Origin of the sequence: Empedobacter sp. UBA2044, from assembly GCF_002333005.1 — a bacterium.
Lineage (GTDB): Bacteria > Bacteroidota > Bacteroidia > Flavobacteriales > Weeksellaceae > Empedobacter > Empedobacter falsenii_B.
This window is the reverse complement of the sequence record NZ_DDBA01000061.1, coordinates 1-12107: the sequence shown is the minus strand read 5'-3', so window position 1 is coordinate 12107 and position 12107 is coordinate 1. Positions and strand designations below refer to the sequence as shown.

11 protein-coding genes are annotated in these 12107 nt (G+C 30.3%); 3 read left to right on the top strand and 8 right to left on the bottom strand.

Going from position 1 to position 12107, the window contains the following annotated elements; translation table 11 throughout:
- Positions 1-70: 70 nt before the first annotated feature.
- Complete coding sequence (locus B4E59_RS11035) at positions 71-385, bottom strand: hypothetical protein (protein ID WP_280046166.1); 315 nt, start codon at positions 383-385, stop codon at positions 71-73.
- A gap of 530 nt (positions 386-915) precedes the next feature.
- Here B4E59_RS11035 and B4E59_RS11030 point away from each other — a divergent pair.
- Entirely contained in the window at positions 916-1293 is a 378-nt protein-coding gene (locus B4E59_RS11030; protein ID WP_291052982.1) for a GreA/GreB family elongation factor, read from the top strand.
- Between the two features lie 73 nt (positions 1294-1366).
- Here the strand turns inward: B4E59_RS11030 and murI are convergent, their stop codons facing one another.
- On the bottom strand, positions 1367-2176 hold the full coding sequence (gene murI, locus B4E59_RS11025) for a glutamate racemase (RefSeq protein ID WP_291052979.1): 810 nt from the start codon (positions 2174-2176) through the stop codon (positions 1367-1369).
- 132 nt (positions 2177-2308) lie between these two features.
- Positions 2309-3403, bottom strand: coding sequence for a PepSY-associated TM helix domain-containing protein (locus tag B4E59_RS11020; RefSeq protein ID WP_291052976.1), 1095 nt, complete (start codon positions 3401-3403; stop codon positions 2309-2311).
- Positions 3404-3472: 69 nt separating this feature from the next.
- Here B4E59_RS11020 and B4E59_RS11015 point away from each other — a divergent pair, with 69 nt between their 5' ends.
- On the top strand, positions 3473-5695 hold the full coding sequence (locus B4E59_RS11015) for a TonB-dependent receptor (RefSeq protein WP_291052973.1): 2223 nt from the start codon (positions 3473-3475) through the stop codon (positions 5693-5695).
- A 204-nt stretch (positions 5696-5899) separates the two neighbouring features.
- Here the strand turns inward: B4E59_RS11015 and B4E59_RS11010 are convergent, their stop codons facing one another.
- A complete protein-coding gene (locus B4E59_RS11010; RefSeq protein ID WP_219034531.1) occupies positions 5900-6478 on the bottom strand; it encodes a DUF4468 domain-containing protein in 579 nt (192 codons plus the stop codon).
- Positions 6479-6981: 503 nt separating this feature from the next.
- On the opposite strand from B4E59_RS11010, the gene B4E59_RS11005 reads away from it, so the two are divergent.
- Positions 6982-7251 (top strand): integrase core domain-containing protein, encoded by a 270-nt coding sequence (locus B4E59_RS11005; RefSeq protein ID WP_257468126.1) that lies wholly within the window; start codon positions 6982-6984, stop codon positions 7249-7251.
- A 77-nt stretch (positions 7252-7328) separates the two neighbouring features.
- Here the strand turns inward: B4E59_RS11005 and B4E59_RS11000 are convergent, their stop codons facing one another.
- The 4 genes from B4E59_RS11000 to B4E59_RS10985 all read right to left on the bottom strand — a co-directional run bounded on the left by B4E59_RS11000 (position 7329) and on the right by B4E59_RS10985 (position 12088).
- Positions 7329-7883: a hypothetical protein gene (locus B4E59_RS11000; protein WP_219034422.1), complete on the bottom strand. Its 555-nt coding sequence runs from the start codon at positions 7881-7883 to the stop codon at positions 7329-7331.
- A gap of 157 nt (positions 7884-8040) precedes the next feature.
- Complete coding sequence (locus tag B4E59_RS10995; RefSeq protein ID WP_291052969.1) at positions 8041-10410, bottom strand: TonB-dependent receptor domain-containing protein; 2370 nt, start codon at positions 10408-10410, stop codon at positions 8041-8043.
- 67 nt (positions 10411-10477) lie between these two features.
- Positions 10478-11317, bottom strand: coding sequence for an AraC family transcriptional regulator (locus B4E59_RS10990; protein WP_291047162.1), 840 nt, complete (start codon positions 11315-11317; stop codon positions 10478-10480).
- A gap of 126 nt (positions 11318-11443) precedes the next feature.
- The gene (locus tag B4E59_RS10985; protein ID WP_286495437.1) at positions 11444-12088 is read right to left on the bottom strand and encodes an outer membrane beta-barrel protein; all 645 of its coding nucleotides are present in this window, start codon (positions 12086-12088) and stop codon (positions 11444-11446) included.
- Between the last annotated feature and the right edge of the window lie 19 nt (positions 12089-12107).

Sequence of the window (12107 nt, the reverse complement as noted above, 5' to 3'; positions counted from 1 at the left end):
AAATCTTATATGAAATGTCAACTTGATTAAATGTTAATGAGATAATAATTTGATAAATATGGGCTATTTATCAAATAGGAGGCTGAAGTTGTTGATCTAATTGATATTGAGTTTCGAAAGCTAATTCGAAAGTCGAAATTTTTTCAATAGATTTTGTAAAGTTAGATGTATTAATTTCGAAGGTAGGTTGATAGATAAAATAATCAATTGTGCGTAAAGAAACTTGAATTTTATTATCATCATTTTGTTCATCACTAACAGTCTTGGAAATCTGTTCTTTCAGATAACAAACGCCATTACACAATAATTCTGGACGTTCTATATTAACACAATATTCTTTAGAAATCTTATCATAATTCACTAAATAGTCAATAACTGGTAGCAATGGTCTACAAGTTATTAGAACAACAGTTAATATGAAAAGGTAAGATTTCAATTCCTTAAAATTTTTATAAAATTAGACAGTTTTTATTTATTTTGAAAATGAAGATTATCAGTTTTTTCTGAAATTGAATTCAAGTTCCTTTTTATTGGAATGATATTAATGAAATAATCTTAAAAGGTTTATATTTTTTAGATTGAGAAAGATATCGTAACTTTGAATTAATCATTTTAGGATCAATTTATGGCAAATTTTATCGACATCTATAGAAGAAACAACCAATCATGGTTGTTTTTGTCGTTGGCATATTTGCATGATGATACTTTCTTAAGAAGCTCGAAAGAGTTTATCAACTAATCCCTGTTACGACTCGAGACAGGGAACCTTCTATTTTTTTCAATTATCAATTATTTTCAATTTTTTGTAAGGAGATTTGTATCTAATTTTAGCGAATTTTATTTTCGGTCATTTGATATTTGAGTCTTAGGAAATCTTCTTCGAATGATTGAAAGTTTAACTAAGAATTTATCAAAATGACAACAAATATTATTTTAACAACAGGATTATACGATTTAATTAAAGACCATTTAAGAAGAAAAAAAGTAACAGCAGAACAAGAAAATATCTTAACAAAAGAATTGCGTCATGCAGAGCAAATTTTGAGAAGAGATTTGGCAGATAATATTGTGACTGTAGGGAAAAAAGTAACAATAAAAGAATTAAATTCAAATCGAGAATATCAATTAAATTTTGTTAGCCCAGAAAAAGCAAAACCGAAAAAGAATCGTCATTCTATTTTAATGGATGAAGGTTTAGCAACAATTGGTTATAAAATTGGTGATGTAATTGAATGGCCAGCAAATGATGGTACAAAAAAATATGAAATTCTGAATGTAGAAGCAGTTTCATAATTTGTCCAAAAGCATAATAAAAAAACCGAGCTAATGCTCGGTTTTTTTATTTGTATTTTTCTGAAAAAATATTTTAAACATCTAAATGTGAAGCAGTAATTTTCTGACCATAAAAAATTGTCGTATTTGCTTCAAAACTTTTCGCATCATCTGTCGTATAAAATGTGAGATGTCCATTTTTTGAACATTGTGTTTTTACTTCTGGATGGCGATGTAAATAGTCAGTTAATTTATTCGCGACCAATTCTCCTTGCGAAAGAATTGTTACATTTTCTGGTACATATTGCGAAATCACAGGAAGAAGAAGCGGATAATGTGTGCAAGCCAATACAATTGTATCGATTTCGGATGATTGATCAAATAAGCGTTGAATATCTTTTTCTACAATATCGTGCGCAGCTTTGCTATCAATTTCATTATTCTCAACCAAAGGAACCCAAAGTGGACAAGCTAATTGAAAAACATCAATTGTTGGATGAAATTTGTTCATCTCAATTTTATACGATTCGGACAAAACAGTTCCTTGCGTAGCTAAAATTCCGACTTTGTTATTCTTTGTGTATTCATTTATCGATTCTGTTGTTGGGCGAATAACACCCAAAACTCTTTTGCCTTCGGGTAAATCATTTTGCTGAATTGTGCGTAAAGCCTTTGCAGAGGCTGTATTGCAAGCAAGTATAACCAAATTGCATCCCAAATCAAACAATTTAAAAACGCATTCTTTGGTGTATTCATAAACCGTCTCAAACGAGCGAATTCCATAAGGGCAACGAGCATTATCACCTAAATAGATATAATCGTATTGCGGAAGTTTTTTCTGTATTTCTTTGAAAACGGTTAATCCTCCATAACCAGAGTCAAAAACACCAATTGGTCCTTGCATATTCGCTTATTTTTGAAGCACAAATTTACAAAATGTATTAAGATGTTAGCGTAATAATTTGGTTTGAAAATTTACATATAATTAATAGAAATAATAAATTTTATAATCTATTCAACAATTGTTTGAATAAAATTATTTTCTTTTCTGCTTTCGTTTTTTATTTCGCCAAATAATAAAACCTGTAATGGGTAAACTTGCGACGATTATTGAAGAAGTAAAGGCTAATACTTTGCCAAATAAACCCAATATTTGTCCTGTATGGATGTCGTACATTGAGTTTGCAAACTTTTTACCATTTGATAAATTCTCATTCATTAATTTAGAAACTTGAAATTGTTCCGAATCAAATTGGTATTCGTCAACCGCATAATAACGCAAACTTTTATGATACGCTCTTATGGCCAAAGGATTTTTTTCGGGTACGGGTAAATAAATCCAATACATAGAAGCTGTTGGACTATTTTTTAAACTATAAGCATATGCAGAATCAACAATAGTGTAATTGTCTTCTAACATTTTTTTAGGCTGATAGACATATCCTTTTTCTTCATTTGGAAATGATTTTCCAAGATTAACGATTTGCATATATGAATTGCGAACAGGTTTGAAACTAAATGCAATACCTGATAAAGCGACAATAAATGCAATACTAAAAGCATAAAATCCCAGTACATTATGCAAATCATAATTGATACGTTTCCATTTTGCTTTGTATTTTATCGTTAACCCATTTTTAGCTTGTTTTCTCTTTTTGGGCCACCAAAGAATTAAACCGCTTATCATAATCATGATAAAAATAACAGTTGAAAAACCAATTATATTTTTTCCGATATCACCCAATAAAAGATTCATATGAATGTATTGTATCACCAAGAAAAAATCTTGTTTCATATTTTCTTGATGTAAAATTTTCCCTGAATATGGATTAATATACACAAAGTAAGATTCTTTTTTATCATCCATCATCATCACAACCGTTGATCGATCTTTATCCATATACATCACTCGAAGCACAACATGTTTAGGATTTTTGTCTTGTACTTTATGGATAATTTCACTTGGTTTTATGAATGGTTGATGAACAATCTCGACTTTTCTATAATCAAAAAGAGCATCTTTTATTTCATCTTGAAAACAAAATATAGCTCCTGTTATTGCCACAATACAAACAATAATACCTGTAAATAATCCAAACCATTTGTGAAAGAAGAGAAAATATTTTTTCATTAATAAAGATTAATTTAGAATAAATAAAAATTATATTTGCAGCAAATATAATTTATTTAAAAACACACTATGAAAAAAAATATCATCTGTTTAACAATTTTATTGGGGAGTGCCTCGCTGTCATATGCCCAAACGAATGATAGTATATCCACAGATTTGAATGATGTTGTGGTAGTTGCTTCAAGAAAACCTACTAAAATATCTGATTTGGCAGGAACTGTTTGGGTGATCAATCAAGAACAAATTGCACAACAAGCTAAAAATGGTGTTCCATTAAAAGAAGCTTTAGCGATTATGATTCCAGGGATGGATGTTGGTTCGCAAGGAAGATCAAATTATGGTCAAAATATGCGTGGACGTTCGATGTTGGTGATGATAGACGGTGTTTCCTTAAACAGTATCCGTAACATAAGTCGTCAATTGGATGCAATTGATCCGTTTAATATTGAAAGAGTTGAGGTTTTATCTGGTGCAAGCGCTATTTATGGCGGATATGCGACAGGTGGTATTGTCAACATTGTGACGAAAAAAGCACTAAAAAATGGAATTAGTGGCGAAACAGAACTTGGTTTACGTACAGGTTTTTCAGGAAGTGATGATCATGATTGGCGCGTTGCTCAATCTATTGGTTACAAAAATGATAAATTTACGGGACGTTTGGCTGTTGCATTTCAACAAAATGGCGGAGCTTATGATGCAGATGGAGATCAAATATTTGCAGATATTTCGCAATTAGATTTACAATATAATCAATCTATTGATGTGTTGGCAACAGCAGGTTATAAATTCAATCCGAATCATCAAATCAATGGATCTGTGCAATATTATCGTTCCAAATATAGTGGAGATCGTAGTCTATATTTAGGTGAAAACATTAGTGTTTTAACCAAAGGAGATGCTTCTGTTTTGGAGATGCGTGATGGTTTTGATACGGATAAAAATCCAGGAACAGAGCGTGTAATGGGAACATTGAGTTATAATGGAACTAATATTTTAGGAGGGCAAGATGTGTATGTTCAATTTGCTTCTCGTGTTGAGAAATTAGGATTTTATCCATTCCCAGGTAATTTAACGTTGCCTTCTGGGACAAGTCCTTATATGTCGGCTTCTCAACAGGATACGTATTATTCGGGTCTAAAAGCTGTTTTGGTCAAAGATTGGGGAAAATTTAAATTAACATACGGTGCAGATGTTGATTTTGAAAAGTTTGAAGGTCAACAAAATGTATTTGATTCTCAGAAGTCATTATCAAGTGGAGGAATGATTAATCACACTGTTTTAACGATTGATCGTTATCCAACTAATCATTCTTCAAGTTTTGCTGGATATGCGCAAGCTGAATATAATATTTTACCCCAATTGAAAGTTTCAGGAGGAATTCGTTACCAAGATATTTCGATTAAGTTAGATGATTTTATTGGTTCTACTCAACAATTGCAAATCGCTAATGGTTATGGAAATAGTGCCGATAATATTCCAGGCGGAAAAAGTAGCTATAATATGACGATGCTAAATGCTGGTTTGTTATATAAAATTAATGAATTGAACCAAATTTGGACAACTTATTCACAAGGAGTTTCATTAGCTGATCCATCAAAATTTTATGGATATGGAAATTATAAATTTAATTCTGCAACCAATAATTGGGATTTAAGTTCGAGTGTGAATGTAAAAGATTCTCCTCTTTCTGGTGTGAAAACAGGACAATTTGAACTTGGTTATCGTTTCAGAACAAATAATGGATTTAAAGGACAAATCTCTGGATTTATAAGTAATTCCGACAAAAATATTGCTTTAAAACGTGATGGACTAAATCTTTGGGTAGAAGTGGTTGATCAAAAATTAAGAAATATGGGCGTAGAAGCAGAGGTTTCTTATACGAACGGAGGATTTTATGTTGGAGCAAATACATTGCTAATCAAATCTGAAGTGGAGAAAAATGGTGATTGGCAAAAACAAGATGTTTCAACTTCTGGACCTTCTAAATTTACAGCTTATGCAGGTTATGGATTTGATAATTGGAATTTTAGATTTCAAACTTTACAAAGTTTCAAATACACAGATGGTTTGGAAAATGTGATCGATTCATACAATACATCAGATTTAATGGTTGCTTACAAATTACCTTTTGGTAAAATTAATTTAGGTGTTCAGAATATTTTTAATACCGATTATCAAACAATTTGGAGCGCAAAATCACAAGTTTTGTATAGTGCATATAAAGTTCCAGAATTGTTTTATTACGCTGGACGTGGAAGAACTTTTAATCTAAGTTTTACATACAATTTTTAATTTATGAAAGCGAATCATTTGATTCGCTTTTTTATTTTAAGGGAATTAAACACCGAACTAAAAAATAAGATTAATGATTGCAGGAATGATTCGAAAGCCAATAAAGCAAAAAAAATCGTAGAGTAGGATAGGTAAAAGAGAACAAATATATGGGCTAAAGAATAGATTTTTGAATTTATTTTCTATAGAGAGGTTCTATAATTTTTACCAATTATTAATTTTATTCGATTTATCTAAAATCTCTTGAATTAATTTATTAAAATGATTCTCCAAACCAGTTACTGCATCAGGATAATCGACTTCATTCTTTTTATTATAGATAGAATTTTTGTTTTTGCTTGTTGGATTCAATACGAGATAATAATAATCTCCTATGCTCGAATTCCACTTTCTTGCTTCAAAAGAAGGTCGATTAATTCGAATTTTATCATCTTTAAAGAGAATTGTAATCGAATAAGATAAGTCATATTCAATCTTTGACTTTCCTATTTGCATATAATTCATTTTTTGTTTTACAGTTAAAGCTTCTTGCTCATATCCATTTATTGTTATGCTTTCATTTTCGGCTAAACTCAATACTTTCTTTGGATCTTTGTACATACTCGATAAGGCTGACAACACAATTCTGTATAACTCATTTTTTTTGGTATTTGGTTTATCAATTACGATATAATCAGTTTTATCTTTAGATGAAACAAATCCATTTGATGTTAAAGTAAAATATTGCGCATAGCTAAATTGCGATAAACAAATAATTGTAAATAAAGTATATAAGATTTTCATATTTCATTCGTTTAAATACTAATTTAAGAAAAATGTCTCATTTTTGGAATGAATACTTAAAAATCAATGTGTTAAAGTTTATGAATATTGTTTACATAAAATATTTTTACTTCTTGTAAATAGAGGTGATTTAGCTATGTCATTCATCCTTCAAACTTCGTCAATCCATTTGTATAAATCGATTTCAGAAGAGATGTCAAAGGTTTTTCTTAATCTACTTTTTCTTGTTTGCACAGTTCTTATTGCAAGGTTGTTGTATTCTGTAATATCTTTTGTTGTAAAACCTAATTTGAGTAAAGAACAAAATTTGAATTCGTCTGGAGTCATTTCAGGATTAAAGGATATGACTTGTCCTGAATTAGCTATACACAAATTGCAAGTGTATGAAAAAAACAGAAAAAGTTGAAAGTGGTTTACCAAGAAAAGAAGTTACTAGAATTTATGGTTTAGGAAATTGATGTTTGGATGCGAAATTATAGATCAGAGATTTATTGCTCATAAGTATGATCGAAAAAGGTGATCCCTATGAAAATGCAATGGCAGAAAGGGTTAATGGAATGATTAAAATGGAGTTTAACCTGTATGAAAGCTCATTAGGTTTTGATCAGACAAAGATTAAAGTTAATAATAGTCTTAAATCATATAATGAATTGAGACCACAAGTAAGTTGTGATTATTTAACTCCAAATGCTGCGCATTTACAATCAGAAAAATTGAATAAAAGATGGAAAAACTATAATAGGAGTTTTAATTATCAAAACTCTCTTGTATAGTAAGTTTAGGATTAAGATGAATTAGTGTATATCGAAAATACTACTTTTCTGTATCCGAGTTGTATCCATCTTTCACCTTACTTCTTATTATAAAAATCAATTTGTCGTTGAATTGTTTTTTCGGTTTGAATAATGTCTAATATTAAAATTTTGATAGTTTCTTTTTTGTTCTTTTCTGTTTCATAAAAGTTGGAGTATAAGAAATTCATGAAAAATTCTGTTTTGTTCTTTAATATGTCTTTTTGTTCTTCAATATTAGACAAAGAAGTGATTTTATCATAATTTATCAAGTCTATTTTGGAAGTTGAAACTGATTTCCAAGCGCTTGTTTTAATCTGAGGAATAAACACACCTTTACATTTCATTGTGACACCCAAAATGTTAACACTTTTGTTATCAGCATAGTATTCAAGCGAATCAACATAAGAATTTTGCAATGGAATATTGTATTTTATTTCTTCCGTTGTTTCATTCAATTCACTTTTTATCGTTGAAAAAACTTGATTAATATACACTTGGTCTTTTCTATTTGTGTTCCAATTGTCAATAAACAGTGCAATCAAAATACCTACGGTTACAGGAATAATTTCTTTGATAAATTGAATTGAATAATTTTCTAATGCTTTCTTCATTAAATTTAGTTCTTGTTAATTTATATTGATGTGTTAAATCAAACAAATATCTCATATTCATCGGAATGCACCATAACTATTTTTATATTTTTTGATAAATAGTGGCGAAATTTAAAGGTTAACAATTAAGTTGATATTTTTGAGATTTGTATTAAGTTTAATTTGCTCTGTTTTGTTCCTCGAAATTCACTTTTTTGTTGTTTTCTTTCACTTTGTTATTTCCAAAATTGTATGTTAAACTAAGTTTGAAACCTCGGTAATCATTGTATTGATTAAACTCCGAACGATAATCGCCATTATACGAATACCCTTTGTTTTTAATCGTTTTGAATACATCATTTACCACAAAATTAGCTTGTAATTTTTTATCGAAAAACGAAGCTTTAATGCCTGGCGAAAATTCCAATTGATCTTGCAGTTTTATGTTGGCATACGTGAACGGAAGCGAATGCCAGAAGTTTAGCATCAAAAACCACGTTTTATTCTCATTTAATGTAATAGTGTTGTAAAAGGTATATGACATCGAATAAACTTTCAGTTTTTCCAATTCAGAAATGGTCGGTTTTGTGATTGTATAAGATGCATTTGCATTGATTGAGGTTTCCCAAATTTTGAAAAATGTGTTGTAATATCCAATATTGAATCCCGTTCTGTTTTGGTCATAACTATTTTCTATTACATTGCTGTAAATTCCGTCCGAAAAACGTGCAATATTCGATGTGTTATTTTGGCTAAATTGATTGTAAAGTCCAAATGTAAATTTTCCTTTGTACGAATAATTTAGTTCAATATTATCATTAAATGATGGTTGTAATTTAGGATTTCCTGTGTAATACATATACGGATTCGTGTACCAACGGAATGGATTTAAAGATTGAAAATTGGGACGATTTATTCTTTTGGAATAATTGATACTGAACGAATGATTTGTAGTTGGTTTGTAACTGATATAAGCTGTAGGAAATAATTTTCCGTAGTTCTTTTTCAGACTGCTGTTTTCGTCATTTGGTGTAAAACCTTCTAGCGAAGTGTATTCGTATCGTAAACCAGCTTTTGCTGACCATTTTTGATTGAAATCTTTTTGAAAGCTAACATAAGCCGCATAATTGTGTTCTTTGTAATGAAAAATATTGCTATTCGATGGGTTCAAAACAAAATCTGCTTCATCAAATTCATAGTATTCCACATTCGATTTGTTATCCAATAGTGTATATTTTGCTCCAGTTTCTATGTTCAGCCATTTGTAAGGAAGCGTAAGATCTGATTGTACCGAATAAATCGCATATTTCATTTTACTATTATTTCGAACAATAGCATTATGCTGATTCGTGTTGTTAAAAGTATTTAAATTGTTGATTTTATTAGGACTATCGTTCAAGTAATTCGCTGTAAAACTTAGTTTTTTACCAATGCTGTCCAATTTTATGTCATAATAAGTATTCAAAGTATGTGTTGGTGTTGTCCAACGTTGTTTTTGAAGGGTTACTAATGTAGAATCTATAATAGAATTTGTTTCATAATGGCTTAGTCCATCCGTCTTCATATTATAATGCTGATTGGAATAGTCGTAAATAAGACCGATGTTTTGTTTCTCATTTATTTTATAATCAAGGCTGTAGTTTAACCCAAAACCATCGGGCGTATCTTTTCTTGTTTCCGAGTTGTAGACACTGTTAGTTTTGCTTAAAAGATCTCGAGCTCCAACGGCTTTATAAGCCATATCAAATTGCCTTAATTTCAACGAAGTGCTTAATTTTTTCGATTGATAATTCACTGTAGCACCTGTTCTGAAGCCACTGTAAGAATTTTTTTGATACGAAGAATTTACACTCCCGCTCCAGCCAATATTAGGATTTTTCTTTAGAATAATATTAATAATTCCACTATTTCCTTGTGCTTCATATTTTGAAGGAGGAGTTGTAATGATTTCAATTTTCGCAATATCATCAGAACGAAGCGATTGTAGATAATTAGTAAGTTCGCTTCCTGATAAATTAAGCATTCTGTCATTCACCATAACCGAAACATTTCCTTTTCCTACAATAGAAATATTATCATTCAGTACATTCACCATTGGTGTGTTTCGTAAAGCGTCCAAAGCAGACATTCCTTGCGAAGCAATAGAATTTTCGATATTACAAACCAGACGATCAACTTTCTGTTCAATTAGTTTCTTTTTTGCTGTAACCGTTGCACCTTCTAAAGTTGTAGCATCTTGAATTTTGATAAGTCCTAAGTCTTTATCTTGTTTAATTTCTATTTCTTCTGAATAAAATTCTACGCCAAACTGTTCTATTTTAAGTAAATAATTTCCAGCATCTGTTTTCATAGAAAATAATCCCAGACTATCTGTATATGCTTGATTGATAAGTAAACTATCATTTTTAAAAAGAAGAATATCAGCAAATTCAAGTGCTTTATCATGTTGATTGATCACTTTTCCATTTATCGAAAATTGTTGTCCAAAAACTGATGAACAAAAGCTGAAGGCAATCAAATAGCAGCTAATCAAAATAAGATTTTTCATATGTTGTATTTTATTTATAACAAAGAAAAAGTATAGAACAAAGAAAAAATTGTAAAAATCGTGCAGCTTAATGTTGCGCATAAATCCAAGCCAATTGTTCTTGTTGAATGCTTGTTTTATTTCTTAATTGATTGGGCGATTGTCCCGTAATTTCTTTAAAATCGCGGATAAAATGAGATTGATCGGTGTAATTATTTTGGTAAGCGATATGCGTAAGTTTTTCTTTTTCGAAATGGAGAATAGAATTTAGCGCTTTTCTAAATCGAACTGTTTTCAAAAAAGTTTTTGGACTTTGCCCAATTTGATTCATAAACAGGCGATACAAGGTCGATTCATTCATCGAAAGATTTTTGGCTAAAGGACCAACTTTTAATTCATCTGTTTGTTGAATAAGGTATAAGATTTCTTTAGTTTTAGTATTTAAATAATCTTGATTTAAGCTTTTCAATAATATATGTTCGAGCATTGAAATTCTTTTCAACGAATTCTTTTCCTCAAATAATTGTTCTGTAAAATCTGTTGCAAATTTTGGGAAAATCATTTCGAAAACTTCATCACTTTTAATTAATTCATCGTACGAAATATTTGTAAATAAGCGTAACGCAGCTGGATGAAAAATGATGCAAACTTCATCTAAAGAAGCATCAATGCTTACATTAAGATTAGATTCGTGAAATCCTGATAAATAACTTTTGTATGTAGCATTTCCTTTTAAGGTAAAAAGATGTTTGTTTGTTTTATTCTGTTCGAGAATGATTTTATTCTGTTTGTAAATGGCAAGACACAAATTGGTGTTAGGGAAAGTTGAATAGTCAATCTTTTCATCTTTTTTAGATTTGAAAAGGATGAAATACTGAACGATATTTTTTAATTCAGGATGATGAGGTTGTATAATTTCGGTTTTCATAAACGTACACGTAATAAAATCAATTTTAGCGAATAACACGTTGATAGCGTGTTCTATTCTATAGACGCTTTTGTTTGATGTATGTTACCTGTAAGTTCGAATTATTTTAATATTATGCTTGAGGAATTAAAAATTATATGCAAATCCTGCATTTCCATATATGTTATACATTTTGAATGAAATGGCTTCGAAATTCTTTTTGAAAACCTGTTTGTGAGCCATTGTTACATCAAAAAATAAACTGAAATGATTCTTTAATTTATATTCAGTTCCTAGTTGGCTTCCAAATTGAAAAGGACTTAAATAATCAGAAAAATCGTACAAACCTTTTGCTGTGTTTTCAAATGTTGTAGGTTCACCGATTGGACTTCCTTCTCTAAAAACACCATCGTAAATATATCCTGAAAAAGATTTATCAATCAAGGCAGAAAAGTAAAATCCGCCATATAAATTCCATTTTGTAGACGCGTTCCATACCAATAGAACCGGCATAGAGACATAAGCATTATCCATTTCGGTAATGACATGTCCTGTAAAAAAGCCTTTGGTTTGTGCTCCAGTATCGTTTTGTATTTGTGTGTAATAGTTCTTTACTTTCGCTTGTGTTTTCATTCCACGACCTTCTACGTTTAATCCGACACGAACACCTAATTCACGTTTATCGTTGAGCCACTTTGTTGCATTTATACCTATTCCTAATTGCAAAGTAGGGTTATAGCTTTCAATTTTTCGGATTTCAGCAGGCATTCCAATCGGTGAAGCTCCTCCAATGTGGGTACGTCATATCCTC

What these genes read in the sequence shown, in the direction of transcription:
- B4E59_RS11030 (WP_291052982.1), top strand. Translation starts at nt 916, where the DNA reads ATGACAACAAATATTATTTTAACAACAGGATTATACGATTTAATTAAA.
- murI (WP_291052979.1), bottom strand. Translation starts at nt 2,176, where the DNA reads ATGCAAGGACCAATTGGTGTTTTTGACTCTGGTTATGGAGGATTAACC.
- B4E59_RS11020 (WP_291052976.1), bottom strand. Translation starts at nt 3,403, where the DNA reads ATGAAAAAATATTTTCTCTTCTTTCACAAATGGTTTGGATTATTTACA.
- B4E59_RS11015 (WP_291052973.1), top strand. Translation starts at nt 3,473, where the DNA reads ATGAAAAAAAATATCATCTGTTTAACAATTTTATTGGGGAGTGCCTCG.
- B4E59_RS11010 (WP_219034531.1), bottom strand. Translation starts at nt 6,478, where the DNA reads ATGAAAATCTTATATACTTTATTTACAATTATTTGTTTATCGCAATTT.
- B4E59_RS11005 (WP_257468126.1), top strand. Translation starts at nt 6,982, where the DNA reads ATGATCGAAAAAGGTGATCCCTATGAAAATGCAATGGCAGAAAGGGTT.
- B4E59_RS11000 (WP_219034422.1), bottom strand. Translation starts at nt 7,883, where the DNA reads ATGAAGAAAGCATTAGAAAATTATTCAATTCAATTTATCAAAGAAATT.
- B4E59_RS10995 (WP_291052969.1), bottom strand. Translation starts at nt 10,410, where the DNA reads ATGAAAAATCTTATTTTGATTAGCTGCTATTTGATTGCCTTCAGCTTT.
- B4E59_RS10990 (WP_291047162.1), bottom strand. Translation starts at nt 11,317, where the DNA reads ATGAAAACCGAAATTATACAACCTCATCATCCTGAATTAAAAAATATC.